At 41.2% G+C, this 26,574-nt stretch carries 24 protein-coding genes; 3 read left to right on the top strand and 21 right to left on the bottom strand.

All coding sequences use genetic code 11. The features are described from left to right. Positions 1–37: 37 nt before the first annotated feature. The 4 genes from P3L40_RS06920 to P3L40_RS06905 all read right to left on the bottom strand — a co-directional run bounded on the left by P3L40_RS06920 (position 38) and on the right by P3L40_RS06905 (position 6,866). Complete coding sequence (locus tag P3L40_RS06920) at positions 38–1,444, bottom strand: sugar porter family MFS transporter (RefSeq protein ID WP_004913304.1); 1,407 nt, start codon at positions 1,442–1,444, stop codon at positions 38–40. 393 nt (positions 1,445–1,837) lie between these two features. Continuing rightward, positions 1,838–2,824, bottom strand: a complete 987-nt coding sequence (iolG, locus tag P3L40_RS06915; RefSeq protein ID WP_004262138.1) for an inositol 2-dehydrogenase — start codon at positions 2,822–2,824, stop codon at positions 1,838–1,840. Between the two features lie 580 nt (positions 2,825–3,404). Further along, positions 3,405–5,342, bottom strand: a complete 1,938-nt coding sequence (gene iolD / locus P3L40_RS06910) for a 3D-(3,5/4)-trihydroxycyclohexane-1,2-dione acylhydrolase (decyclizing) (RefSeq protein WP_196731645.1) — start codon at positions 5,340–5,342, stop codon at positions 3,405–3,407. Positions 5,343–5,354: 12 nt separating this feature from the next. Then, positions 5,355–6,866, bottom strand: coding sequence for a CoA-acylating methylmalonate-semialdehyde dehydrogenase (locus tag P3L40_RS06905; protein ID WP_112307318.1), 1,512 nt, complete (start codon positions 6,864–6,866; stop codon positions 5,355–5,357). 393 nt (positions 6,867–7,259) lie between these two features. Here P3L40_RS06905 and P3L40_RS06900 point away from each other — a divergent pair, with 393 nt between their 5' ends. Next, positions 7,260–8,096, top strand: a complete 837-nt coding sequence (locus P3L40_RS06900) for a MurR/RpiR family transcriptional regulator (protein ID WP_036958475.1) — start codon at positions 7,260–7,262, stop codon at positions 8,094–8,096. 233 nt (positions 8,097–8,329) lie between these two features. Beyond that, positions 8,330–9,325, top strand: coding sequence for a hypothetical protein (locus tag P3L40_RS06895; RefSeq protein ID WP_228676973.1), 996 nt, complete (start codon positions 8,330–8,332; stop codon positions 9,323–9,325). 110 nt (positions 9,326–9,435) lie between these two features. Here P3L40_RS06895 and P3L40_RS06890 read toward each other — a convergent pair whose 3' ends face one another. After that, positions 9,436–9,690, bottom strand: coding sequence for a helix-turn-helix domain-containing protein (locus P3L40_RS06890; RefSeq protein WP_004262164.1), 255 nt, complete (start codon positions 9,688–9,690; stop codon positions 9,436–9,438). 897 nt (positions 9,691–10,587) lie between these two features. On the opposite strand from P3L40_RS06890, the gene P3L40_RS06885 reads away from it, so the two are divergent. Beyond that, positions 10,588–11,472, top strand: a complete 885-nt coding sequence (locus P3L40_RS06885) for a helix-turn-helix domain-containing protein (protein ID WP_004262166.1) — start codon at positions 10,588–10,590, stop codon at positions 11,470–11,472. 49 nt (positions 11,473–11,521) lie between these two features. Here P3L40_RS06885 and P3L40_RS06880 read toward each other — a convergent pair whose 3' ends face one another. The 16 genes from P3L40_RS06880 to napF all read right to left on the bottom strand — a co-directional run bounded on the left by P3L40_RS06880 (position 11,522) and on the right by napF (position 26,392). Continuing rightward, entirely contained in the window at positions 11,522–13,555 is a 2,034-nt protein-coding gene (locus P3L40_RS06880; protein WP_210852404.1) for a TonB-dependent copper receptor, read from the bottom strand. A gap of 182 nt (positions 13,556–13,737) precedes the next feature. Beyond that, entirely contained in the window at positions 13,738–14,184 is a 447-nt protein-coding gene (locus tag P3L40_RS06875; RefSeq protein WP_036958478.1) for a DUF2946 domain-containing protein, read from the bottom strand. A 237-nt stretch (positions 14,185–14,421) separates the two neighbouring features. Beyond that, positions 14,422–15,165 (bottom strand): hypothetical protein, encoded by a 744-nt coding sequence (locus tag P3L40_RS06870; protein WP_136134526.1) that lies wholly within the window; start codon positions 15,163–15,165, stop codon positions 14,422–14,424. 155 nt (positions 15,166–15,320) lie between these two features. Next, complete coding sequence (locus P3L40_RS06865; protein ID WP_136134525.1) at positions 15,321–16,391, bottom strand: cytochrome c-type biogenesis protein CcmH; 1,071 nt, start codon at positions 16,389–16,391, stop codon at positions 15,321–15,323. Then, a complete protein-coding gene (dsbE, locus tag P3L40_RS06860; RefSeq protein WP_004262204.1) occupies positions 16,388–16,945 on the bottom strand; it encodes a thiol:disulfide interchange protein DsbE in 558 nt (185 codons plus the stop codon). The genes P3L40_RS06865 and dsbE overlap by 4 nt, the downstream gene beginning before the upstream one ends. Next, entirely contained in the window at positions 16,942–18,873 is a 1,932-nt protein-coding gene (locus P3L40_RS06855) for a heme lyase CcmF/NrfE family subunit (RefSeq protein WP_004262209.1), read from the bottom strand. Before P3L40_RS06855 ends, dsbE begins: the two co-directional genes overlap by 4 nt. Then, complete coding sequence (gene ccmE / locus P3L40_RS06850) at positions 18,870–19,361, bottom strand: cytochrome c maturation protein CcmE (RefSeq protein ID WP_004913345.1); 492 nt, start codon at positions 19,359–19,361, stop codon at positions 18,870–18,872. Before ccmE ends, P3L40_RS06855 begins: the two co-directional genes overlap by 4 nt. After that, positions 19,358–19,570, bottom strand: coding sequence for a heme exporter protein CcmD (gene ccmD, locus P3L40_RS06845; protein ID WP_196731642.1), 213 nt, complete (start codon positions 19,568–19,570; stop codon positions 19,358–19,360). Before ccmD ends, ccmE begins: the two co-directional genes overlap by 4 nt. Continuing rightward, complete coding sequence (locus tag P3L40_RS06840; protein WP_004262222.1) at positions 19,567–20,307, bottom strand: heme ABC transporter permease; 741 nt, start codon at positions 20,305–20,307, stop codon at positions 19,567–19,569. The genes ccmD and P3L40_RS06840 overlap by 4 nt, the downstream gene beginning before the upstream one ends. A 197-nt stretch (positions 20,308–20,504) precedes the next feature. After that, entirely contained in the window at positions 20,505–21,143 is a 639-nt protein-coding gene (gene napC / locus P3L40_RS06835; RefSeq protein WP_004262224.1) for a cytochrome c-type protein NapC, read from the bottom strand. 9 nt (positions 21,144–21,152) lie between these two features. Further along, positions 21,153–21,602 carry a nitrate reductase cytochrome c-type subunit gene (gene napB / locus P3L40_RS06830; protein ID WP_004913351.1) on the bottom strand — a complete coding sequence of 150 codons (450 nt, stop codon included), beginning with the start codon at positions 21,600–21,602 and terminating at the stop codon, positions 21,153–21,155. Next, positions 21,599–22,462 (bottom strand): quinol dehydrogenase ferredoxin subunit NapH, encoded by an 864-nt coding sequence (napH, locus tag P3L40_RS06825; protein ID WP_004262229.1) that lies wholly within the window; start codon positions 22,460–22,462, stop codon positions 21,599–21,601. The genes napB and napH overlap by 4 nt, the downstream gene beginning before the upstream one ends. Next, on the bottom strand, positions 22,449–23,159 hold the full coding sequence (gene napG, locus P3L40_RS06820; RefSeq protein WP_210852402.1) for a ferredoxin-type protein NapG: 711 nt from the start codon (positions 23,157–23,159) through the stop codon (positions 22,449–22,451). The genes napH and napG overlap by 14 nt, the downstream gene beginning before the upstream one ends. A 6-nt stretch (positions 23,160–23,165) precedes the next feature. Beyond that, complete coding sequence (gene napA / locus P3L40_RS06815) at positions 23,166–25,652, bottom strand: nitrate reductase catalytic subunit NapA (protein ID WP_036958481.1); 2,487 nt, start codon at positions 25,650–25,652, stop codon at positions 23,166–23,168. Further along, the gene (gene napD, locus P3L40_RS06810; protein WP_036958482.1) at positions 25,633–25,911 is read right to left on the bottom strand and encodes a chaperone NapD; all 279 of its coding nucleotides are present in this window, start codon (positions 25,909–25,911) and stop codon (positions 25,633–25,635) included. Before napD ends, napA begins: the two co-directional genes overlap by 20 nt. Further along, positions 25,901–26,392: a ferredoxin-type protein NapF gene (gene napF, locus P3L40_RS06805; protein WP_004262238.1), complete on the bottom strand. Its 492-nt coding sequence runs from the start codon at positions 26,390–26,392 to the stop codon at positions 25,901–25,903. The genes napD and napF overlap by 11 nt, the downstream gene beginning before the upstream one ends. Positions 26,393–26,574: the final 182 nt, after the last annotated feature.

Here is a 26,574-nt window from a genome sequence, read left to right as displayed (position 1 = left end):
GTTAATTAGGTATATTCACACCACCAATAAGTAATAATTACATTGATGAGAGCTCTTCTTCTAATTGCTCTAATGATTTGTTTGATGTTTCTGGCAATAACTTCACGACAAAAACGATAGCTAAGTAGTTTATTACCGCAAAAATTAAGAATACCGGACCTAAACCAAGTTCTGCTTGTAATACAGGGAATAAATAACTCACAATCGCATTCATAATCCACATAAAAAAGACCGAGATCCCCATGGATAACCCGCGAATTTTAAGTGGGAATAGCTCAGCAAGTACCACCCACGTTAAAAAGCCCATCGTTCCTTGCATAACCCCAACAAACACCGCGCCAAGTAACCAAATTAATGTTGCTTTAACATCCCCGGTTAAAAAGTAGTCTGTAGCTGCAATTAATAAGTGTAACGATGCCATTAGCGCAAAACCACCAACAATCAGTGTCTTACGTTTAAATCGGTCAACAAGGAATAACACCCCTATCACCATACCACCAACAGAAAAAACACCATTTAATACGTTGAAAACTAAAGATGTTTGCTCAGAAAAACCCGCTGTTTTGAGAATTTCTGTGCCATAATACATAATAACGTTAACCCCAGTTGTTTGCTGTAATGCCGCCCACACCATCCCAATTAAAACCAATTTAAAAATCCAAGGTGTATTAAAAATTAACGCTAAATTTTGTTTATTGGCATTCGGATGACGTTTAGCTTCCGCAGCTTCAACATCTAATAACGTCACGATATCTTCATATTCTTGAATTGCACGTTTTTCAGGACGAATTTGCTTCAGTATTTTCAAGGCTTCTTCACGACGGTTTTTACTCATTAACCAACGTGGGCTTTCAGGCGCTTTCCACATACCAAATAGCAAACACAACGCGGGCACGGCTTGTACTAACAGCATATAACGCCAAACATCAGGAAGATGCCCCCAAATTGAACCGATAATCGCATTAATAGCAAATGCTGCTAGCTGCCCGATAACAATAGCAACTTCATTTAACCCAGTGAGTTTCCCCCGCATTTCAGTCGGAGCCACTTCAGAAATAAATGTCGGTGCCGTCACAGAGGCTCCACCCACCGCAAAGCCCAATATAAACCGAGCAATAAGAAGAACTTCAATATTTGGGGCTGCCGCAGATAAAAATGCCCCAAATAAAAACAGAAATGAGAGGTAAAGCAAATAAGTACGGCGCCCGACAAAGTCTGCTACACGTCCGCCACAAACACTACCTAATGCTGCGCCCACTAATAGGACACTCATTACCAGCCCTTCTGTGGTTGGCGTTAAGCCCATGTTTTCTTTCAGTGATGAAAATGCACCGTTAATGACACCAGTATCATAACCAAATAGTAATCCACCAAAGGTTGCAACCAAGGTTATTTGGTGCAACCTTTTTCTCTGTTGTTGATTGAGATTCATGATTAATGACATATTATTACCTTATTATTTGAATCATTATGTCTTACCAAAAAAACAATTTTTCAATATTTAAATAAATGTTTAATGTTAAATATTAAATAATGAAATAAGTTTCTGGCACTCTGGTTTGAATCGCTACTTTGCTAGCTTTAGGCCTGATCGATAAACTCTTTGAAAATAGATTTCGCAAATTTAAAACGATGAATACATCAGTTAAATTAAAGAAAGTAAGATTATAAAAAGCCTCAATTAATCTCGGAATATTGAAAGCCTAAAGAGTATTAAATAAAATGTAATATCAGTATTTTATATACTCATTAATAAATGAATATATTTACTATTGCGGCCAAAAATTAATTTTTAACCGCAAGTCTATAATCAAGTTAAATAGTATTACCGCATTAATTACAATTTAACTTCTTTACCTGTTTTGAGTGACTCCAGTGCTTTGTCTGCAAGATATAAAGCCAATTCACCATCGGTCCCTGTCGTTTCAGACTCCGCACGACCTGCTAAGATATCAACAAAATGCTGCCATTCTGCTTGGTATGCTTCATGGTAACGTTGTAAGAAGAAATACTCTGGCTTGGCCGATAAGCACCCAACTTCACTTAACAGCGCAACACTATTCTCTTTAATATTACCAGCCGTTAATAATCCTTTTTCACCATGTAATTCAATGCGTTGGTCATAGCCATAACCTGAACGACGGCTGTTAGAGATGGTCGCCATTGCGCCTGATGGGAATTTTAAGATAATAAACGCGGTATCAATATCACCGGCTTGGCCGATCGCAGGGTCAACAACATTGCTGCCTTGTGCGTAGACAGAGCAAGGCTCCTCGCCAATCATAAAGCGCGCCATATCAAAGTCATGAATAGTCATATCTCTGAACATACCACCGGAGACTTTAACATATTCTGCAGGTGGTGGTGACGGGTCACGAGATGTGATAATTAAAGATTCTGCTTTACCAATCGCGCCTTGTTGGAATAAATTTTTCAAGTGGCGAAATTGAGGATCATAGCGACGGTTAAAACCAATAAACAGTGGAACGTTATGTTCTTTTACGCTTTTTAAACACTGCTTCACACGCTCAAGGTCGAGGTGAACAGGTTTTTCACAGAAAATCACTTTTTTATGTTTGGCTGCTAGTTCGATTAGATCAGCGTGAGTATCTGTGGCTGAAGCGATTAAAACACCCTGTATATTAGGGTCTTGCATTGCTTCTTCTGTTGTCTGAACTTTGGCTTGGTATTTTTCAGCCAAGGCAACCGCATTGGGTTGGTAAGGGTCGATGACAGAGTAAAGTTTGGTTTCTTTATGGCCGGCAATATTAACAGCATGAACCTGTCCGATACGTCCTGCGCCGAATAGTGCTATATTGAACATTCAAATGCTCCTTGATACCTTAAATCCACTATTTGGATATTACGAAATATACCAAATAAAACATTCATTTCAATTTATAATTTTTTGAAAATTATATTTTTGGGCTCTAGATAACAAATGTTATATTAAAGTGTATTTTTAGTGTTATTCAGATCACAAATTGACAATGTAAGCGAACAGCATTTAACAATAAAGTCTGTGTTTGCTGGCACATTAGTTCTCCATAACTTCTTTTTTTGCTCTTCCTTCGTCTCGAAATAAAACATATATTTCAATTAAATTATTTTTAAACTATTAAATCCATAAAAAAACCCAGCCTAAGCTGGGTATATAATCCAAATGATTCGAGTTGCGTGGGCGGGTAGCGCAGAGCATTCCCCATACAACTTGAAGTATGACGAATATAGACCCACAAGTGGTAACCACTATGTAAATTAACACCAAAGCAATCCTTGCTAAATTTCCAGTAACTACCCTACTTAATTACATCTGACTCATTAAGAAAACGAAGAACATTCCTCGACGGTAAAAACACCGTCGAGTTATTACGATAATACAAAGCACTACCTCAACACGTTGATTAATAAAGACGAACTTTATTTTCAACCATCTGTTTAATTTTTTCAGCGGAAGCAACTATTTGAGGCTTTTTAGAAACTTGTGCCGTGCCTGTGCGCCACCAAGCTTCATAACCATCGGTCATTGTTTTCGGAAGTACTTTAATATCAATCAATACACAGCCCGAATGGGACTTCGCGTCTTTCAGTGCGGCAATCAATTGTTCCTCATCATGTACCCGATAACTTTTACAGCCATAGCTTTCTGCGTTTTTAGCAAAATCGACCTTCACTAACGGTCCATCCATCAAGCCCGTTTGTGGGTTCCTGTAGCGGTTTTCTGTACCAAAACTCCCCATTCCTTGGCTCATCTGCAGGTTATTAATACAACCAAATCCTGCATTATCAAACAGTAAGATGGTGACCTTAATATTCTCCTGAATCGCGGTTTGTAATTCGCTGTGTAACATCAAATAAGAACCATCTCCGACCATCGCATAAACAGGTTGCTTCGGCGCAGCGATTTTAGCACCAACAGCGGCGGCAATTTCATACCCCATGCATGAATAACCATATTCAAGATGATAAGTATCTCGCTGTTTTGGTAGCCAAATACGTTGTAAATCTCCCGGTAATGAACCTGCTGCCCCCACAATAATGGCATCGTCTTCCATGTATTGCTGCATCAAGCCTAGCACCCGTGTTTGTGCCAGTTCTGTACCTAGCGTTTTACGGTATTCTTCAAGCTTATCATCAAGATGGCCTGCAATTTCAGGGACAAAATCTAATGGCCGATACTGTATACTAAACAAGCGCTCCAGCTCATTTTTCCACTGTTGTTTAGACTGCTGAATTTCATCCCCCCACTGAGCTTTATAGTGAGAATCTTTCAGCTTTATATCCAGTGCTTGAAGTGCTTCTTTGGCATCTGCAACAACTTTCAAAGCATCTAACTTACTTGCATCGAATTCCGCAACATTGATATTTAAGAAGGTTACATTTGGATGACTAAATAAAGATTTAGATGCGGTGGTAAAATCCGTAAAGCGGGTGCCAACACCAATAACTAAATCAGCCTCTTTAGCTAACAAGTTTGCGGCTAACCCACCTGTAGTGCCAATTCCACCCATATTCAAGGGATGACTAGCAACGACGGCACTTTTACCCGCTTGGGTTTCGCCAAATGGAATACGGTAATCTTCAGCAAACTGTAAAAATGCCTCGTGAGCTTCGGAATAACGTACCCCACCACCACAGATGAGCAATGGTTTTTTCTTACTGCGGATCAGATGAACGGCTTCTTCGATACTCACCGTTGTCGGTGGTCTACGTTCAATACGATGGATGCGTTTTTGGAAAAAATAATCGGGGTAATCCCACGCCTCGCCTTGAACATCTTGAGGTAGACAAATGGTTACCGCGCCAGTATCCGCAGGATCCGTTAACACCCGCATTGCATTAACCATGGCTGCCATTAGCTGTTCAGGCCGTGAAATCCTATCCCAATAGCGTGAGACAGGTCGAAAACAATCATTAGTACTGATAGTCCCATCACCGTATTGTTCGACTTGCTGCAATACTGGGTCGGGCTGACGTGTTGCAAAAGTATCGCCAGGTAGTAATAACAGTGGGATGCGATTCGCCGTGGCTGTTGCGGCAGCTGTGATCATATTCGCAGCACCTGGGCCAACAGAGGACGTAACCGCAAAAATTTGTTTACGTTTTTTTTGTTTGGCAAAGCCTGTCGCAATATGTGCCATGCCTTGCTCGTTGCAACCTTGATAAACACGTAGATGCCCAGGCGCCTCTTCGAGCGCCTGACCTAAACCCACAACATTACCATGGCCAAAAATCGTAAATACTCCCTGAATAAACGGATACTGCTCACCATCAACATCAACATATTGTTGGTTTAGAAATTTAACCAACGCTTGAGCTGTCGTCATTTTCTGCTTATTCATACGGGTCTCCATTTATTCCATGGTAGGCATTGTGAAACTACTTTCATGGTGTTCTAAGCGAACACTTGCAGGCCAACGGCTAGTGACTGTTTTCATGCGAGTATAGAAGCGAACACCATCATTTCCATGTACATTTAATGGACCAAAAATAGAACGTTTCCAACCACCAAAACTGTGGAATGCCATCGGTACTGGAATCGGTATGTTGATCCCAACCATTCCAGCTTGGACATTTTCTTGGAATTCACGAGCCGTTTCACCATCACGGGTGAAAATAGCCGTTCCATTTCCATATTCATGTTGGTTAATTAGTTTCAAACCCGTTTCGAAGTCTGGAACACGCACTACGGCTAAGACAGGCCCAAAAATTTCTTCTTTATAGATGTCCATCTCAGGAGTGACATTATCAAATAATGTTGGTCCTACAAAATAACCATTTTCGAAGCCTTTCACTTTAAAATCACGGCCATCAACTAATAACGTCGCACCTTGTTTTTCACCGCTAGTAATATAGTCACAGATTTTAGCTTTGTGCTGTGCTGAAATGACGGGACCCATATCATTTTCTTTGCCTTGCGTAATACCAGGCCCGACGGACATTTTAGCAATTTGACCTTTCAGGATAGCAATGAGCGCATCTGCTGTTTCATCACCGACGGCTAAGACTACAGATAATGCCATACAACGTTCGCCCGCTGCACCAAATGCCGCGCCCATAATGGCATTAGCCGCCTGCCCCATGTCCGCATCCGGCATTAAAATACAATGGTTTTTTGCACCACCGAGTGCTTGACAGCGTTTGCCATGAGCAGATGCCGTCGTGTAAATATATTCAGCAATAGGTGTTGAACCAACAAAACTAACGGCTTGGACTTCTGGCGCGGTTAAGAGCACATCGACAGATTCTTTGTCCCCTTGAACAACGTTAAATACGCCATCAGGTAAACCTGCTTCTTTTAATAATTTAGCTAATCCTAATGCTAAAGAAGGGTCTTTTTCTGATGGTTTTAAAACAAAGGTATTGCCTGTTGCAATAGCCACTGGGAACATCCACATCGGTACCATTGCTGGGAAATTAAATGGTGTAATTCCCGCACATACCCCCAGAGGTTGCATTAATGAGTGGCTATCAACACCGGTAGCAACATTGGCTGAGTGCTCACCTTTTTGTAAGTGAGGGATACCACATGCAAATTCAACGACTTCCAAACCACGAGTTAATTCACCTACCGCATCAGAAAAAACTTTACCATGTTCTCTTGAAATTAAACGAGCCAGTTCATCCATATTCTCTTCCAGCAATGCTTTAAATTTGAATAAGATCCGGGAACGTTTCAAAGGGGAAAGTTTTGACCACTTAGGGAATGCTTTATTCGCAATCTCAATTGCTTTTTTTGTTTCATCGGCACTGCTAAGTACAACCTGAGCAATTTGCTCACCCGTTGCTGGGTTGAATACCGGTGCAAAACGCCCACTTTTGCTGGATACTATCTCACCACCAATGAAATTATGAATCTGTTCCATGTTGCCTCTCTTTAGCTGACAGAGTTACCTTGTTACTCAATGTATATGAAATATTTGTTTCATTTACAACTAAATTTGAAATAACATTCAATTTATGTGATCTAGACAAAGTTTTTATGAAATTTTTAATCGCGGCTAAAAAACACCTATTTTAAACTTATGTCCATCACTTATTTATTGGCTATTTTTCCTTTGTATTGGGCTAAACATGGCTTTCTTTCCATCAAGAAAATAAGAGAACAAATTGATGTAAGCTGTTCAATTTATTATCCCAAATTCAAATTATTTTAAGATCCTAAAAAAAGAAAATTTTTAAATATGAACTAAGTGTTTCAAAAAGATTCGACTAACGCCGTAAAACAACTACAATTAGAGCCAAATTCTGGAGGGTATATGTCAAGTGCATCAAATTTAAATGAGTTTCAAGAGCAAGTTCGCTCAAGGTATGACGAATTAAGTAAACGGCTACAGCAAGTAGCACGCTATGTGTTAGATAATACGAATAGTGTCGCATTTGATACAGTTGCCGTCATTGCGAAAGAGGCTAAGGTTCCGCCTTCGACTCTAATCCGCTTTGCAAATGCGTTTAATTTCAGTGGGTTTAATGAAATGAAACAATTGTTTCGTATGAACCTCGTTGAAGAAACGGCCAGCTACACAGATAGAGCCCGCATGTTTCGTGAAATGGACGGCTCCCAAGAACTGGGAGATGACCCTTCCCAAATTTTGAAGGAGTTCGCTCATTCTAACGCCCAAGCTTTACAACAAATGGCAGCCAGAACCCCTGCTGAAGATATCGAAAAAGCCGTATCGTTATTAGCAAATGCACAAAATATCTATATTATCGGTTTGCGTCGCTCATTCAGCGTTGCAACGTATTTAAGTTACGCTCTTAGCCATTTGGAATGTCGCCCAGTACTTATTGATGGGCTTGGCGGAATGTTCAAGGAGCAGATCAGCAGGATCAGTGAAAATGACGTCGTTATTTCAATCAGTTTCACGCCTTACGCCTCGGAAACTGTCATGGTAAGTGAGAAGGCGGCCCAAGCAGGTGCGCAGCAAATCGTTATTACTGACAGCCAAATTAGCCCTTTGGCAAGTTTTAGCGATGTTTGTTTTGTTATCAAAGAAGCCCAAGTAGATGCATTTCGTTCGCAATCAGCCACCTTATGTTTAGCACAATCACTGACCGTTGCATTAGCCTACCGTCAGGGCAGCAGCTTAGTCTAAGATATATGGCTCTGTAATTAAACACCTCCATTGATTCAGAGCCTCTTCCAGTCCTTTCTCTAATTAACGTAGACGTCATTATTAAAAACTAATTAAGTTTCATTTTTTTCTTTAATTTGTGAGTCTCATCAGAAAATACAAATTCTAAAAAGACAATGAAATGAAATTATTATTTCACCCTGCTATGTTGGGATTATATCTCGTGTTAGATAAACCAAGAATAAGGGCTAAGCATGTTAAATACACACTTTCTTTATTTACTCGGCCACCTTCGTTTACTTGAAGAGCAGCATTCTGTCACGTCACTTAATCGCTCTGGTATTGGTTTAATCGGCACTGCACCTTATAACCAACTTTATATAAATGCGATAAAATGCTGCGCTCATCATAGTGAGCTAAAGTCAATTTGCCATTTGTCTCCATCTCTACCTTCTATGACTTACTTTATGTGTCAAAAGAAAAAGATAGAAGAGTTGATCAATAATGATGACGTTGACTGTATTATAATGACATCCACTTGCAGTGATGAGTTACTAAGATTTGCAATTCAGACTGCGGTATCTGCCGGAAAAGATATCCTATTGAATGATATCCCCAACTTTAGTGAAAACGAATTGAAGGAGGTATTAAAGCAAGCAATGCGCCATGATGTATTGATTGATTATAACCAACCTCTTAGCTTTGATAACCAGTTCAATCAAATAAAAGCGTCTTTAATGTCTAAACGTGGTACCGAAACAGGGTTATTGCGTATCACAGCGCACCGAATAATAGAAACTGAAAATCAATTACCATTCAATATACTACGAAACACCATCACAAAAAACATAGAATTATTGTTATCCTTGATGCCTGATTTTGTCCTTTCATCCCCCGCTATTCAATACTCACATCCCTTTACTAAAAGAACCGATGGCGATGTATTGATGATTAATTTACGCCAAGAAAACGGTTTATTGGTTTCATTTGAAATCTTTTTCAATACGGGGAAGATTTTAGACAAACTGTCATTAAAACAATGTAATAACCGATATGAGATAAAGGAAAAATTCTCTTTTAATGAAACATATCAAGAGATTAATCAAAATAATTTTATTGTAGAGCAACTCGACCAATTTGTTTTAAGACTCGGTAGCAACACAAAACTAGCCAAAATTAATCAATGGAGTCGCGCCAATAAACTAACAGATATAGTAATAAAACAGCTAAATACTTATGGATATATTTGATTATTACAAAATATAAAGATAATTCTGATAGTAACAGTTAATATTATTATAATCACGAATGGTATAACAATACTATACCGCTTAATGTTACATTCTAAAATTACTTATAATCAGTGTATTGAACTACATGTGCCACTATTCACATTGACAACGCCATATAAAAAAGAAGCGGGATCAACATTGAAAAGATAAGCAAATTGAAATAGTGAATCGACATCAATACAACTTTCTCCAGTCTCAAATCGACTCATTTCTTCTTCTGTTACACCAATTAAACTCGCCATTCGTTCTATCGATATCTTATGATTTTCTCGTTGTTTTCGGATTTTTATCCCTAGCATTTTAGCAATGTTTTCCTTCCCCATAATAACCTCTATTAAATATTAAAATGAATATTATTAACCGGTGCGTAAACTATCACCAACCATAAATTTATAAATTGACTTATAATAATAAAACCCTAACTAAACAAGTCATTTAAAGACAATCTATTAATGAATTAAAAAACAACAACCATATAAAATACTGATATGTATGGCTATATCGTTTTCTTTTTAACTGTGATTCTGATCACGTTATTTTTATAACCTAATAGGTATAGAAAACTACACTGTAATAAGCCAACGACTTCAAAATTACATTTTCAATTTAACCAAAATTCTAACTTACATTTTCAATTTAATAAAATTATCTTGACTGATTTAATGTTATAACCTTAAGAAATTCGTGACAATTTGTATTCATGCGTATCAATAAGTTTCCAGAACATAATTATAATAAAGAAATTTTTTTTCAATCATAAAAAAAGGCGCTTTTTTTTATTTATTAGTCGAATAACAACATTAAATTTAGGTATTAAATATAAAAATTTTCATATTAGTCTATAAAGCTAAATCACCTTTTCATATTAGTGCCTTACATTAACCTGCTCTTATTCTGAATATCTAAAATTAATTATCACACCTGGCTATTTTCGGTAAAAAAATTCACTCCACTGCATTTATGCCATGTTCATTACCTTCAGTCTATACCACAATACGTAAAAATTAGACAAATTATGTAAACGCTAAATAGGTGTACCCAAGCAATCTAGCTACGTTTCCACCGCCCAATACTTACTTAACTTCACATCTTTTTAATAAAATTGTCAGTTAGCATGCTATCCTATTACGAGCACCTATGAGTACTTACAATCCATAACCTTGCTATATTATATGGCTTGTTATTTTGTTGGTAAGTAAAAGAGACCTGAAAGGATAATCATGCTACAAGAAAGTGTTATCAGGGAAATCATTCTCTGGATAGAACAAAATTTAGAATCTCGCCTATCCCTAGATACTGTTGCCGATAAATCAGGATACACCAAATGGCACTTTCAGCGCCTGTTTAAGAACCAAACAGGGCTCGCACTTGGTTCCTATATCCGAGCAAGGCGCCTTTCTTGTTCTGCTGTCGCACTACGGCTAACAAATGACAGCATAATGGATATTTCTCTGAGGTACCGTTTTGACTCACAACAAACTTTTTGCCGTGCGTTTAAAAAACAATTTAATCTGACCCCTTCTGAATACAGAAAACGACAGGGTTGGAAAATTGAAGGGTTTTGCTTACCTCTACGAGAGAATAAAGAGCTCAGTGTTCAAGTTAAATTGACTCAATTGCCAGCCATCAATTTACTCGGAACTAAACATCGTTACACTAAAGATATTAATGAGTGGAACCTAAAAACGGATGAGCTACGCCGACACTATTGGATGGATTTTTTCAATAAAAACCATTATGTCACTCAGCATTTATACGCCATTCACGGTGTTGATCAAAGTACTAATGCAGAAGGCCATTTCCTATATACCACGGCTCTAGATGAACAAGATGTTGATATTGCACTTCCGCAAACAACCAACTTACAGTTACCCGCAGGAAATTATTTAGAAATCAAGATCACCAGTAGCCTTCATGGTATAGATTACAATGATATTATTTATACTGCTTATGGGAAGGTACTTGCTGAAATGGATATCGTCCGTGGTAAAGGGCCTGATATAGAGCAATATGTCCTAAAATCCAAACCCACTTATGAAGCATTCATTAATGATTCACGCAATTTCATCCAAGAGCTAAATTACTATATTCCTGTTATTATTTAACGACTAGCAGCACCCCATACGAATACTGTATGGGATGCTAGCCTAACAATTAAAAACTCACATTAATTTTTGCCCAGAAATTTCTCCCTGGTTCATTCACTGGTACATTGGATGAATAACCAAAACCGCTATTTCCAGCTAAATTAAGGTGCTCGCTATAGGTTTTATCAAAAAGGTTATCAACGCCTGCGCTTAATTTCATATTTTCATTAATTTTATACGCTGTATTTAATGAAAATATTGTGAAACCTGCACTCTTGCTAAAATCTTTCCCCACCACATTACCATCATTAATCGCAACACGATTTTGACGGCTAACAACGCGTACTAAACCTGTCGTAGTCCAATCACCTTTTTCCCACGATAAGCCAAATCGGCTTTCCAATGGTGGCATTTGCGGTAACGCTTTGCCATCTGTACGATTTTCTCCCCAAGAGTAAGCAAGACTTGCATCGGCTTTCCATTCATCACTGAGTTTCTGTGCTATACCGAGCTCTCCGCCCATAATTAATGCGTCAACATTTTCAACTTGGCTCATTCGCGGGTTTGTCGCGCTATAACGGAAGAGAATAAAATCATCAACACGCCCCACATATGCAGAAACCCATGCATTGGTGTCTTCATGGCTATATTTAGCACCAATATCTAACTGAGTCGTTTTTTCTGTTTTTAGCTTATCAAACACATTATTGCTACCATCTGGTCCGAGTTTAGGCGAAAACAACTCCCAATAATCAGGAAAACGTTCTGTATAGCCGACACCAGCATATACCATAACAGGTGTACCAGATAAAGAATGCTCATAACGCGCAAAGCCCGCTGGCATCACCGTATTACGCCCTGAAGAGCCTACGCCTGTACTATTTTCAACTATCACACGATCTAAACGAGCCCCGCTAACAACTTTACCTTGCTCAGTCGCATGCCAAGTTAGCTCACTAAAGACACCATAATCTTGGAACTGTGCATCTTTTTTCCAGCTATTATTATTGTTTTTACGATGTTTATTGGTCTGCATGTCAGCCCCTGCACGCAGTTCATAGTCTTTCCATAACCATGTTCCCATGGTACGGCCGCCCATGGTTTCACGGTCAACTCGCATTTTCATTGGCATATTCATCATACCGTGGCCTCCATGCCCCATATGCCCGCCCCCCATTCCACCGCCTGATGGAGTACGAAGCGAGTAATTATCCATAATATGATCGGCGTAATTGTAGTAAACATTTGCTTCAACTTTATCTAAAACATCACCGATATTACTCTTTTCAAAGCGTAAGCCTAAGCTTTCACGTTTAAACTGAGAGCCATCCATTCCCCTCCCTGCATAACGAGCTTCGCCGTCGCCTTTACCAGCGGTTAATTCTAATAATGTATATTCATCTGGCGTCCAGCCGATAGCAATATCAGCGTTCCACTTATCCCATTTAGAGGGAACCTTATCACCATTGCCATCTTTATAATCATTTGAACGTGATTTATTACCAATAACACGAACATAACCCGTTTCATTACCTAAGCTAATATCAGCATTACCATCCCAACGCTCATTAGATGCCGTTAAGGCACTTGCGTTGCCTTTAATACCTGCTTCAGTAAATAGCGGTTTTTCGCGCTCAAACCGGATTGTTCCTGCTGAATTCCCAGGCCCCCATAAAACAGTTTGTGGCCCTTTAATCATATTTAATACATCAAAGTTTTCCGGTGAAATATAAGAAGTCGGTGCATCCATACGAGAAGGGCATGCACCCAACATTTCACTATCATTGGTTAAAATACGCAAACGAGACCCAAACATGCCACGAAAAACCGGATCTCCGTTAGTTCCACCGTTACGTATCTGTGAAAAGCCTGGGATCGTTTTAAGGTAATCAGAACCATCACTCGCAGGGACGGGCTGCCTTGGTGTTTTAGGGGATGTCGTAATAGTCAATGGTGAATCGACTGGCGCAGTAACAATCATCACTGAGTTATTTGAGATTGGACTTTGGTTGATTTCAGTTTTAGCGACTGTAGGCGCTGTAAAAATCGCACTAATAACCAGCGTTGCAATAGGAGCCACTTTAAAAACGTGTGTGTTCATTTTTTACCTGTTTCTTAGAATATAGGTACGCTGCTTTCGCCTCTTAGCTTGCAAATACATTTTCAGCACCCATGGGTGAACCTCTTAAAAATCAAAGAAATTCAAGATGAACGAAAACGCTTTGCACAATAAAGGCAAAAATAGCAATTAAATTAATTTGTAAGATTTATCATGCTAAGACATCAGTAAATAGGCGGGGCTCTAGCGAGATGTAATGACCATGGTCTAAATAACCAAATGTGAACGTAGCGCTCAAAAGGAACAAATAGAGTCAGCGTGGCGAGTTGTCGAATAACCGCAGCAATAAATAAGATAAGAAATGGAAAGTGGACCAATAACTGACAGTAACCACATGCAATGTCTTCCATCGGAGACTGCCCCATCCCCGTCATTAACATATGATTCATTGGTGTAGAAACGTCACAATTTTCAGGCATTGGCATACTATGATGCGAATGCATCGATTGGTCTGCCATTGATAAATGCTCAACTGCACTATTAGAGCTAGGGCTCACGCAGTGTTCCATCAGCCTCATCGATTTAGAGAACAATGGAGCAATAAACAGCATAGCCACAGCCAATAATGCAAGGTAGGCAGCAAATTGTCTGATTGAAGTGCGCAGGTGCAACGTTTTTCCGTCATCTGAGTACGAATTTTATAGCGCGAAATTGTATCTTATTTGGAGGATGGATGTTATTAATTTTCACCATTAATGTTAAGTAGGACCTACCTCTACATGTAATGAACTAAAAAACAAACAATTACCAATAAAAATCAATCTATTGATTAAATCTCTACCCTTACGACAATAGACTGAAATTAAAGCAAATAATAAGCTAATTATTTATCTATAAACCATCTAGACCTAACGATTTAGATGAGACCATTTTGTGTTAGCCACTATTTTAGTTATCTCTTCTTTAGTTGGAATTAATATGAGTTTATCCAATTCAATCCAAACCGTTTTGGTAAATTGAAATCGGTTATCTGGTGTAAAACCGCTCAATTTGTTCTGTTGATATTTCTCCTTTTCTTTATCGCTGACGCCTTGTCTGAACTCTTCATAGGCAACCATGAATTGTTTTGTTTCCTTACCATCTAGCCCTTTTTTGAAGGTTACCAAAATTTTATAGCTGAGTTTTTCTCTGAGAAAACTTTTAGTCGTATCGGATAGTGATTGATATGCAGCAATTTTGTCGTCTTTTGCTTTTTGAATATATTGTAGACTTCTTGGTGTCTGATTTATTTGGTAATTTGGTTGAGTTCTCGCTAACACACCCTTTTTAACTGGCGTTCTGTGGACGCGATCTAGATTGCTTGGTTCCGAATTCGAACGATTTAATACCAATGCCCCTGATATATTTTTTTGATGAATCTTTGAAGGTTCTGAATAGGCATGCCTTAACGTAGGTAGCCGAATGGGAATTTTTGACCCTGTCAGGTCAATCTGTTTTTTTTGTTTAATATTATCAACAAATCGACCTAATTTTTGCTGCTGATTCACAAGCTTAGCTTTAACTTCCTTATCTAATATAAGTCGATTCAAATTTGAAATGATTGGATGAGGGATATTCGTTAGATGAGAATTACGCATTGGTTGAGTTGACATATTGCTTCCTTTTATCTAGTTATAAACTCAAACTATGTTAAAAGAATTAGTATCAATATTCTTTAATAAACCGAAGCAATTCAAACTGTAGATTTATATTTTGAAGAGTCGCGTTATACAGGAGAACACCTGTATAACGCGATTAGAGAAAAAAATTACTTATCCGCTGGCAGCCCTTTCTTTTCGTGTACCATCATCAGTGCCTGTTCAACACTACGCTCGATAATAGGACGACGTTGGTCATTCTCAGGCAGTAGTTTTAACATCATTTGCCAAGCCGAGATGGCCTCTGCATAACGCTCTTGCTCAAATGCATTGAATGCAAAAATGCTTAATGCTTTCACATTGGTACGGTCTTCAGCAATCAGCTTTTTAAGTAGCTCTGCACCTTGACGGTTATCTTCTGGGTCAGAAGAGCGTGTCAAAACTTCCGCATACCCCATCACTACATTTTCATTTTTAGGGGCTAGTCGATAAGCACGGCCATAGGCATCGGTTGCCATGGTAGCATTCCCCAACACCATACCAATACGGCCTAGCATTTCCCACGCTTCTACATTTTGCGGGTCTTCCTGGAGGCGAGTACGTAGACCTAAAGCGAGGTGTTCCATTTCCGCATTATTGAGTGGTGGCTCAGACGGGTCTAGCGCTCTGTCTAACAAAGCGGGAGCTTGTTGATAGGCATTATTCCAATCTGCCACTTTCTCGTAGCTACCTACCTGATAATAAGCCCCCCCCGCAACACCTAATGCAATGATAAACCCGGGTAAATAAACCCAGTTGCTAGTGCGAGAGGCCTCAGGTAATGCTTCCTCATCGCCCTGCTCAACCTGTTTTAATCTAACGCGTTTTTTAGAACGGGCAAAGATGATCCAGCCGCCTACCGCTATCGCAACAAACGGTAACCCCCACAGTACAATCGTTAGCGGCGTCAGTGGTGGGTTATAAGTGACGAAGTAACCATAACGTGCAACCATGTAATCAACGATTTCATCACGGTTTTTGCCTTCTTTCATTAACTCATACACTTTTTGGCGCAAGTCCAGTGCAATCATTGAATTAGAATCCGCAATGCTGTTGTTCTGGCATTTAGGGCAACGTAGCTCTTCGGTTAATTTACGAAATTGCTGCTCTTGCTGTTCATTATCGAAAGTAAAGACTTCTGTCGATGCATATGTCACCGTTGCACTTAACGCTAACATCAATAAACCCAATAAATACCTCATTGGTTCGCCTCCTGATTATAGCGCTCCCAAAGGGGTTTAAATTCTTTTTCCCAGACGCGCTCGTCCATTGCCCCTGCGTGACGATAACGAATCACACCATTACCATCAATTAAGAACGTTTCAGGTGCACCATATACCCCTAAATCAAGGCCTAACATACCTTCACCATCAAATAAGCTTAGGGCATAAGGGTTGCCTAACTCACGCAACCACACAATGGCTTTATCCCGTTTATCTTTATAGTTCAACCCAACCACACGAACACCCTGTGCAGACAACTTATTCAAATATTGATGTTCTGCACGGCATGTAGGGCACCATGTTGCCCAAACATTCAACAAGATAGGTTGCCCTTGTGTTAATACATCGGATTCGTAGTGCTGACCGGGGTTTTCTAGTGATTCAAGGCGAAAAACGGGCACTGGCTTACCAATTAAAGCGGATTCTAATAAACGAGGATCATCCCCTTCTGCATTACGCATCAATTGCCATAACAGGACCGCAGCGATTCCTGCAAAAATAATAAAAGGAATTAAGAAGACTTTGCGGTTCATGCTGTTTCCCCTTGTAATTTACGGCGACGATAACGTGGGTCAAACAAGCAAAATAACGCACCAATAGCCATTAATATGCCACCAGACCAGATCCAACGAACAAATGGTTTATAATACAAACGCATAGTCCACGTATCTTTAGCGACTTCCTCACCCAATGCAGCATATAAATCGCGAGTAAAACCACCATCAATCGCCGCTTCGGTCATAACAGCTCGGCTAACGCTATAAAAACGTTTTTCTGGCATTAAAACACCGATGACTTTGTCTTTCTCTTTCACTGAAATACTTCCAATGACACCTTGGTAGTTAGGGCCATCAGCCTCTCGTACGCCATTAAATACAAAGGTATAAGCACGAATTGATATGCTATCACCCGGTTTCATTTTCACATCACGCTCAATACTGTAATTTTGGCTAAAGGCAATACCGACGATGGTTACCGCCAAACCTAAATGCGCCAGTACCATTCCCCAGTAACTTGGCGTGAGCTTGATTTTCTTACTGATGCGGACTCGCATTTCTGCGAAGGCAAGAATTGCTATCCAGCACGCCATCATTAAGCCGACAACCGTCAACGCTTCTACCCTATCTTCCATCAGTAATGGTAGGGCAAAAGAAAGAATAACGGTTAATACCGTTGCAATGATTAATAACTTTTTGATAGCCGCAGGGCGGTCACGTCCCCAACGCACAAGTGGCCCAATTCCTAGTAACAAGGCAAATGGCACCATCAATGCTATAAACATGGTATTAAAGAACGGTTCACCAATGGAAATCGTACCCAGGCCAATTTGTTTATGGACTAACGGTAGCAATGTACCGAGTAACACAACTAGCATCGCTGCTGTTAAGATAACGTTATTACCCAATAACATGGATTCACGCGACCATAAGGCATTGTTAACCCTTGAGCGTACCTTGTGCCCACGCAGTGCAAACACCAGTAAAGAGCCGCCAATCACTATCACCATGAAGGCTAAGATAAATAACCCTCGAGATGGATCTGAGGCAAAGGCGTGTACCGAAACCAGTACCCCTGAGCGAACTAAAAAAGTCCCGAGTAAACACAATGAGAAAGCAAAAATCGACAATAATAGTGACCATGCTTTAAACGTGGCTCGCTGTTCAGTAACGGAAAGTGAGTGGATCAATGCCGTTCCCACTAACCATGGCATAAAGGAGGCATTCTCTACCGGGTCCCAGAACCACCAGCCGCCCCAGCCTAATTCATAATAAGCCCATGCAGAACCTAACATGATCCCTAACGTTAAAAAGAACCATGCCGCCATCGTCCAAGGGCGAGCAAAACGTGTGAAAGAGCTGTCTAACCGGCCACTTAACAATGCCGCAATCGCAAAGGCAAATGCCACAGAGAAGCCGACATAGCCCATGTATAACAATGGTGGGTGGAAAATCAGCCCGGGGTCTTGTAGTAATGGGTTGAGGTCACGCCCTTCAATCGGAAAGGCAGGCAGCGTGCGCGAAAATGGGTTTGAAGTAAAGATGATAAACAGCAAAAAACCAACGCTAACCATCCCCATAACAGCTAAAACACGGGCAACAATGTCGAGAGGCATACGGTAACTGCAAATTGCCACCGCAAATGTCCAGCCGCTCATTAATAATACCCAAAGTAATAATGAGCCTTCGTGAGCTCCCCATGTCGCCGCAACACGATACCAAATAGGTAATTGCGTATTTGAGTTATTGGCAACATACGTGACTGAGAAATCATTAACAACAAAGGCATTCACTAATACTAGGAATGCCCCTGTTACACAGAGAAAAAGTAACCATGCTAATGGACGTGATGATGCCATCAAGCGTGCATCATTGCGTGCCACCCCCCATAGCGGGTAAAAAGACAGCAAAACGGCAAGACCTAATGCCAAGCACAGTAAAACGCTACCAATTTCAGGGATCATGATGCATTATCCTTATAGGCAGCTGCTGGCCTGCGATGGTTTTCTTGCATCGCCTTTTCAACCTCTGGTGGCGTATAGTTTTCATCATGTTTAGCAAGCACTTCTTTCGCTAAAATATGATTATTCTCCTGCAACTCCCCTTGAACAACGACACCTTGCCCTTCTTTGAATAAGTCAGGCAAAATTCCATGATAACTTACGTTAACTTCGCCTTCGGCATCATAAACAGTGAAAGTGATATTGACAGCATTAGAGACTGGGTCAGAATCACGTACTACACTACCTGGCATGACCATGCCACCGACACGTAAGCGTTGCCCAACTTCAGGGATTTGCTGAGTTTCTCGCTTACCATAGATGATTTCACCGGGGGTATAAAACAAGTCAATACTTGAGCGCAATGCGTAGAGAATCAATGCGAGGGTTAACCCTACCCCAACTAATATGGAACAGATCAACCAAAGTCGGTTACGACGACGAATATTCACACTCCCTCCCTACGCGTTCTTGCTGCTTTTTGTCTTACTTCACGAGCTTGCTGTTGAATAATTGCATTTATTATCATTTTTCTTTGTATGTATGTATGCAAACAGAGTAACAAAATAGGTATTAATGTCAGTGCAACCGCCAGCCATACATAAAAACCATAGCCGCCCATCGCCCAAAATTCACTCCAAGATGTAAATGCGCTAGTCATGATTGACGTCCTTTTTTATTCACAATATCTAATACCCATGGACGGTTACGTTCTAATAACAATAATTGACTACGTAAACGAATTAACGTTAATGAGATAAAGAGAAATAGGTAACCAAGGATAGCTAAACGTAGTGGCGTACGCATAGCTGGGTTGATACTTTCTTGCATACGCGTCGAAGGTTGATGCAAAGTTTGCCACCATTCAACTGAATAATGAATGATAGGTAAGTTAATCACACCAATTAATACTAAAATCGCAGCGGCCTTTCCTGCTGTACGGCGGTCATCAAAAGCATGCCATAAAGCAATAATCCCCACATACAGAAAAAATAGAATTAGTTCAGAGGTTAAACGTGCATCCCATACCCACCATGCACCCCACATTGGTTTACCCCATGTCGCACCTGTCACCAAGGCAATAAAAGTAAATACCGCCCCTATCGGTGCCATTGCCGCTATTGCCAATTCAGAGACTTTCATTTGCCAGACAAGACCAACAAAAGCAGTAATTGCCATTGTGGCATAAATGCCCATCGACCACATCGCGGCAGGAACATGGATATACATAATACGATAACTTTGGCTTTGGACTTTATCGGTTGGCGCAAAGCCAAATCCCCAAATCCATCCCACCGCTAAACAGATTACACTCAATATAATAAACCACGGTATTAGACGCCCACATAACCGGTAAAGGTTAACTGGGATGGCAAGTTGATGAAGCTTTTTCCACATAGTTTAATTACCCTGATTTATTATATTGTTAGTAAATGCTGCGTGACAGAATCATACAATACACATTAAAAAAGCAAATATATTGATTTAACACAAATATAACTTAGGCTGATCATACTCAAATGCATAACCAGCCTATTTATTGATCATTACTTATAATTCATCGGCGTAACTCATCATAAAATGATTACCTTAAATTAAAAGCCAGGTTCAACTTCACGCATGTCCGGCAACTTATGGGCAATTCCTTTGTGACAGTCAATGCAAGTTTTACCATCAGTGATGGCTTGGTCATGCATTTTAGCTGCAACCCCTTTTTGTGCCGTGAAATCCATATACTCAAAATTGTGGCAGTTACGACACTCTTGTGAGTCGTTATTTTTCATCCGTCGCCACTCACTTTGCGCCATCGCTAACCGATGGTCTTCAAATTTTTGAGGTGTGTCGATGATGCCAAAAATTTTCCCGTATAGCTCCTTACTCGCTTGAATTTTACGCACCATTTTTGGGCCAAACTCATGCGGTACGTGACAATCTGGGCAAGTTGCGCGAACACCGCTACGGTTAGTATAGTGAATAGTATCCATATATTCTTCATAGACATTCTCACGCATTTCATGGCAGCTAATACAAAACTCTTCCGTATTGGCCATTTCCATACCCGTATTGAAGCCGCCCCAGAAAATAACACCACTCACAAAACCAATCAGCAATAAGGTTCCTAATGCTAAACGGCTTGGCCTACGCCACCACCGCCATACTCGGCCGATTAATCCAAACAAGCCCTTTTTCTTCGGCTTGTCATCATTTATTTGCTTATCATTGTTATTTGACATAATTCCCCCTTATTTCCCAAAACCTTTGGATGGGGTAAATGTGTTATCAACAATCGGTGCCGTGTCTGATTGCGGCACGTGGCACTGTAGACAGAAGTAGCGGTTTGGTGCGACTTCGCCAAGAACTTTGCCTGTTGCATCCATAAAGTGCGTTGGGCTAACTCTTGGTGCCCCTGTGGTGCGATAATTTTCCACACCATGGCATTGCAAACAACGATTAGTATTAGTGGTAATTTGATAACCTTCAACACTATGTGGGATCATTGGCGGTTGATTCACATAGTTTAATGCCATTCTTTCTTGCTCTTTCGGAATATGAATGCTTCCTTCTGACGTACCGGATACTTCTGGTGATTGGGTCAGGTCTACACCATTAGCAGCCCAAACAAGACTGCTTACAACAAAGGCCATTCCAGCCACCCAACGGCTGATCGTCTTTTTCAGGACAGGATTTTTCATGATTTTGCTCCCGAACTCCATCTTAGTGTTATTTTAAAAACATCCTCAGAACAAACATCAATGCAGCGACCGCAAGTGATACAATCTTTATCTGATATCTGTGCTGGAGCTTGTTTATCTAGGACCGGTGCACGCAGAACTTGCGGCTCCGGACAAATGTGGAAACAGTCCATACAACGGCTACAGTTTTCTTTATTTTCCGCTGTAACAACTAGTGCGCCCTTACACCCTGCCACGCCATATAGCGCACCTAATGGGCAAAGGTGACCGCACCAACCATGTTCCACAACTAATAAATCGAATAAAAACAGTGCAACTAAAACCAATGCACCGCTGCCAAAACCAAAAATTAAACTGCGCCCCATTAATGAAACTGGATTAAGCCATTCCCAAAGTAAGGTTCCTGTAATAGCAGAACCGATCAGGATAACCACCAGCAATACATAACGAATATTGCGTGGTATCGTTGCGGACTGGTTAAAATCAAACTTACGTCTTAACCACGCCGCGGCATCCGTCACTGGGTTTACAGGACAAACCCAACTGCAGAAAATACGCTTACCCAACAGTGCATAAACCCCGAATACGATAGCAGCCCCAACTAATGCTGAGATCCCCGGTAAGTAACCACTTGCTAAGCTCTCTAAGGTGATTAATGGGTCAGTCAAAGGTACGGTATCTAACAATAAGCTACTGCTGTAGTTACCATGTAAAATCCACACCCCAAACCATGGCCCACTCAAGAACATCGCTAACACCAGCAATTGGCTTATGCGTCTAAATACCAACCACTTGTGGCTCTGCCACCAACCTTTTTTTGCCTGAGCTTCACGTCCGGCATCACGTTTACGATTCGCCATTGTTACCCTCCTGCCAACCAAAGCGGTAATGGTGTCCTAACTCACCTTTTGCTAACGACCTTGGTAATACCTTGATAGCCGCCTCTTCCAATACACAAGCCTGTTCACATTTACCGCATCCCGTGCAGTAATTGCTATTGACTGTGGGTAAGAAGCGCGCGTGCTTACCTGTTCGGTGGTTTTGTTCAAGTTCCAATGTGATGGCTTCATCAATCAGTGGACATACGCGGTAACATACATCACACCTTAGCCCTTGAAAGTTCAAGCAGTTTTCCTGATCGAGTAAAACGGCTAACCCCATGCGTGCATCGTTAATCGACTCAATGTCTTTATCCAATGCACCACTTGGGCAAACTTTGGCGCAAGGAATGTCCTCACACATTTCACACGGGTTTTCTCGAGCGATGAAGTACGGCGTTCCTGAAGCCAAGCCTGATGCCAATGTCGCTAATTTCAACATGTCATACGGACAGGCTTGAACGCATTGCCCACAACGGACACATGCACTGGCAAATGCTTTTTCATCAAGAGCTCCCGGCGGGCGAAGCTTAACTCCACTCGCACGGGAAGTTTGTTGCTGAAGCCCCAGCACCACACCAACAGCCGCCAACCCACCCGCAGTGCGGGCGACATCGCGTAAAAAGCGACGACGACTGTTCTGGGACTTAGCCTGTTGAGACTTAGCTTTCTGGGGCATGAGCAATTACACCTTTTCCAGTTTAACGGCACATTTTTTGTAATCCGTTTCTTTTGAAAGCGGATCGGTTGCATCCAGTGTTAAGTTATTCACTAGCTGCGCAGCATCGAAGAACGCCATGTAAACTAAGCCTTTTGGTGGTCTATTACGGCCACGAGTTTCAACAATCGTGGTCACATCACCACGGCGTGAAACTACTTTGACTTTATCACCACGGCGTAAACCTCTCTCTTTCGCATCGATTGGATGTATAAACACAAGAGATTCAGGGAAAGCACGGTGTAGTTCAGGAACACGGCGTGTCATACTACCGGTATGCCAATGTTCTAATACACGGCCTGTTGATAACCATAAGTCATATTCTTTATCTGGCGATTCAGCAGCAGGCTCAAATGGCAGTGCAAAAATGACCGCTTTACCATCAGGTTTACCGTAGAATTGATAACCCGCGCCAGCCTTAACGTAAGGGTCATTTCCTTCGCTATAACGCCACTGCGTTTCTTTGCCATCAACCACTGGCCAACGGATACCGCGCGCTTTGTGGTAGTCATCAAAATCAGCCAAGTCATGGCCATGACCGCGACCAAAGCCAGCGTATTCTTCGAACAGCCCTTTTTGTAAGTAGAAGCCTAATTCACGTGATTCATCGTTAAGTTGGTCTTCGGCTAACTCACTCACAGGGAACTTCGTTACAGCTTGGTTAGCGAATAACACGTCATACAGCGTTTTACCACGTAATTCAGGCTTTTTCGCTAATAACTCTTCAGGCCACACTTCATCCGTTGTAAAGCGTTTAGAGAACAACACCATCTGCATTAAGTCAGATTTCGCTTCGCCTGGTGCTTTAACTTGCTGACGCCAAAACTGAGTACGACGTTCCGCATTACCGTAAGCGCCTTCTTTTTCTACCCACATTGCTGTTGGTAAAATCAAGTCAGCAGCTAACGCACTTACTGTTGGATAGGGGTCAGAAACCACAATAAAGTTGCGAGGGTCACGCCAACCTGGCATACGCTCTTGGTTGATATTCGGGCCCGCTTGCATATTGTTGTTACACATTACCCAGTAAAAATTCAATTTACCGTCTTTTAAAGCGCGGTCTTGGGCAACAGCGTGTAAACCGACTTTTTCAGGGATCGTCCCAGCAGGCAGCCCCCACACACCTTCCACTTTCTCACGGTGTTTTTCATTAGTAACCACCATGTCCGCTGGTAAACGGTGTGAGAACGTACCAACTTCACGAGCGGTACCACACGCTGATGGCTGACCGGTTAATGAGAACGGCCCACAGCCAGGTTGAGAAATTTTCCCTGTCAGTAAGTGCAGGTTATACACTAAGTTATTTGCCCAAACACCGCGAGTGTGCTGGTTAAAGCCCATGGTCCAATAAGAAACCACTTTAGTTTTAGGGTCTGCGTAAAGTTTAGCGAGTTCTTCTAACTGATCTTTTGGAACCCCTGTCATTTCTACAGTTTTGTCTAAAGTATATTCCGCAACAAAGGCTTTATATTCATCCCACGTCATTGGCTCAGATGCATCAGAACCTGCATTTTTCGCTTTTTGTTCGAGTGGATGAGTTGGGCGTAATCCATAACCGATATCTGTTGCACCACGACGTAAATTCACGTGTTTATCAAGGAATTCCTGATTAACTGCATTATTTTGAATAATATAATTCGCAATATAGTTCAGAATCACTAAGTCAGATTGTGGTGTAAAAACGATACCGTTATCCGCTAATTCAAAGCTACGGTGTTTAAAAGTCGATAACACGGCAACACGCACGTCAGGGTTAGACAGACGGCGGTTGGTGATACGAGACCACAAGATTGGGTGCATTTCTGCCATGTTTGAGCCCCAAAGGACAAACGCGTCAGCATGCTCAATATCATCATAACAACCCATTGGCTCATCCATACCGAAAGTACGCATGAAGCCCACTACCGCAGAAGCCATACAGTGGCGTGCATTAGGGTCTAAGTTATTAGAACGGAATCCACCTTTGAACAGTTTTGATGCTGCATAGCCTTCCCAAACTGTCCACTGACCCGAACCGAACATACCGATCCCTTCAGGGCCTTTTTCTTTTAATGTGGTTTTGACTTTTTCTTCCATAACATCAAAGGCTTGTTCCCACGTGATCGGTGTGAACTCCCCATTTTTGTCATATTCACCGTCTTTCATACGCAACATTGGCTGCGTTAAACGGTCTTTTCCGTACATGATTTTAGGTAAGAAATACCCTTTGATACAGTTTAGACCACGGTTTACAGGCGCTTCTGGGTCACCTTGGCTGGCCACGATGCGACCATTTTGAGTTCCCACCAATACCCCACAGCCTGTACCACAAAAACGGCAAGGGGCTTTGTCCCATTTAATACTTTCTTGTTGGCCAACCACTGCTTTCGCAATGCTTGGTGCGCCAATACCTGCCGCCGCAGCAGCGGCCGCTATCGCATTGGCTTTCATAAAGCTACGACGACTGAGTTTCATAATCTTCCTCACCTTGCTCTTCCTGCTGGTGGTAAACCAGCGAAACATCTAGTACGCCGTCAATATCGCGTACTAAATCAATAGTATCTAACAACGTTCTACTACCTTGCCCTTCAACAACCACAATCAGTTTTCCGTTTTCTGGGGCGCTTAACGCCACCTCACAATTAGAAAGTTGATTAATTTCTTCGGCCACAGTAGACAGTCGTTCACTTTTTACTTGTACTATTAAACTGCACACTTGATAGTTACTGTGCATGTTCATGCTCCACGGTAATGGCTGAAACTGGGCAACCTGCGACACAAGCACCACAGCCTGTACAACCTGGTGTTTCTACTTTTGGCTGGTATATACCGGCCATTGACGGACGAAAAGAGATGACTTCAGGCTCACAACTGTCTTGGCAACGTCGACATTCAATCGAAAGATAAGCAAGACAATTTTGGCCAATCGAAATTGAGATATCCCAAGGTTGGGAATGTTTTGGAAGGAAAATAGGTTCTGGACATGCTGTTGCACATGCATAGCAAAATGTACATTCACCACGCTTAAAATCAACAACAGGGTAGCCCCCTGCTCCCGGTTGGATAATTGCCGTTTCGCAACTCTCAACGCAGGCATTACAACGGGTACACAATTCAATAAATTGCGTTTCACTACCACTCCATGGCGGCCGAACCACTGGAGCCGCACTACGCCACGCACCAGTTAATACTCCCCGACGGGTGAGATCAACCATGTTTTTTTCCTTTACATTGCCAACAAAAAACTAAAACGTATTGATAAACCGCATTTTTTATATGTGTATTTATGAGAAATATTAACGATAGAGGTTATAAAAATACATACTACCAAGTAGGTAAAAGAGGTAATTCCCCGTATACGACTAGAAATGACAACATTTACGTTATTTACTCGCCA

Source organism: Providencia sp. PROV040 (genome assembly GCF_032706145.1).
Taxonomy (GTDB): domain Bacteria; phylum Pseudomonadota; class Gammaproteobacteria; order Enterobacterales; family Enterobacteriaceae; genus Providencia; species Providencia hangzhouensis.
Note: the sequence above shows the minus strand (reverse complement) of the source record. Positions and strands in the feature narration are given on the sequence as shown.

What these genes read in the sequence shown, in the direction of transcription:
- P3L40_RS06920 (WP_004913304.1), bottom strand. Translation starts at nt 1,444, where the DNA reads ATGTCATTAATCATGAATCTCAATCAACAACAGAGAAAAAGGTTGCAC.
- iolG (WP_004262138.1), bottom strand. Translation starts at nt 2,824, where the DNA reads ATGTTCAATATAGCACTATTCGGCGCAGGACGTATCGGACAGGTTCAT.
- iolD (WP_196731645.1), bottom strand. Translation starts at nt 5,342, where the DNA reads ATGAATAAGCAGAAAATGACGACAGCTCAAGCGTTGGTTAAATTTCTA.
- P3L40_RS06905 (WP_112307318.1), bottom strand. Translation starts at nt 6,866, where the DNA reads ATGGAACAGATTCATAATTTCATTGGTGGTGAGATAGTATCCAGCAAA.
- P3L40_RS06900 (WP_036958475.1), top strand. Translation starts at nt 7,260, where the DNA reads ATGTCAAGTGCATCAAATTTAAATGAGTTTCAAGAGCAAGTTCGCTCA.
- P3L40_RS06895 (WP_228676973.1), top strand. Translation starts at nt 8,330, where the DNA reads ATGTTAAATACACACTTTCTTTATTTACTCGGCCACCTTCGTTTACTT.
- P3L40_RS06890 (WP_004262164.1), bottom strand. Translation starts at nt 9,690, where the DNA reads ATGGGGAAGGAAAACATTGCTAAAATGCTAGGGATAAAAATCCGAAAA.
- P3L40_RS06885 (WP_004262166.1), top strand. Translation starts at nt 10,588, where the DNA reads ATGCTACAAGAAAGTGTTATCAGGGAAATCATTCTCTGGATAGAACAA.
- P3L40_RS06880 (WP_210852404.1), bottom strand. Translation starts at nt 13,555, where the DNA reads ATGAACACACACGTTTTTAAAGTGGCTCCTATTGCAACGCTGGTTATT.
- P3L40_RS06870 (WP_136134526.1), bottom strand. Translation starts at nt 15,165, where the DNA reads ATGTCAACTCAACCAATGCGTAATTCTCATCTAACGAATATCCCTCAT.
- P3L40_RS06865 (WP_136134525.1), bottom strand. Translation starts at nt 16,391, where the DNA reads ATGAGGTATTTATTGGGTTTATTGATGTTAGCGTTAAGTGCAACGGTG.
- dsbE (WP_004262204.1), bottom strand. Translation starts at nt 16,945, where the DNA reads ATGAACCGCAAAGTCTTCTTAATTCCTTTTATTATTTTTGCAGGAATC.
- P3L40_RS06855 (WP_004262209.1), bottom strand. Translation starts at nt 18,873, where the DNA reads ATGATCCCTGAAATTGGTAGCGTTTTACTGTGCTTGGCATTAGGTCTT.
- ccmD (WP_196731642.1), bottom strand. Translation starts at nt 19,570, where the DNA reads ATGACTAGCGCATTTACATCTTGGAGTGAATTTTGGGCGATGGGCGGC.
- P3L40_RS06840 (WP_004262222.1), bottom strand. Translation starts at nt 20,307, where the DNA reads ATGTGGAAAAAGCTTCATCAACTTGCCATCCCAGTTAACCTTTACCGG.
- napC (WP_004262224.1), bottom strand. Translation starts at nt 21,143, where the DNA reads ATGTCAAATAACAATGATAAGCAAATAAATGATGACAAGCCGAAGAAA.
- napB (WP_004913351.1), bottom strand. Translation starts at nt 21,602, where the DNA reads ATGAAAAATCCTGTCCTGAAAAAGACGATCAGCCGTTGGGTGGCTGGA.
- napH (WP_004262229.1), bottom strand. Translation starts at nt 22,462, where the DNA reads ATGGCGAATCGTAAACGTGATGCCGGACGTGAAGCTCAGGCAAAAAAA.
- napG (WP_210852402.1), bottom strand. Translation starts at nt 23,159, where the DNA reads ATGCCCCAGAAAGCTAAGTCTCAACAGGCTAAGTCCCAGAACAGTCGT.
- napA (WP_036958481.1), bottom strand. Translation starts at nt 25,652, where the DNA reads ATGAAACTCAGTCGTCGTAGCTTTATGAAAGCCAATGCGATAGCGGCC.
- napD (WP_036958482.1), bottom strand. Translation starts at nt 25,911, where the DNA reads ATGCACAGTAACTATCAAGTGTGCAGTTTAATAGTACAAGTAAAAAGT.
- napF (WP_004262238.1), bottom strand. Translation starts at nt 26,392, where the DNA reads ATGGTTGATCTCACCCGTCGGGGAGTATTAACTGGTGCGTGGCGTAGT.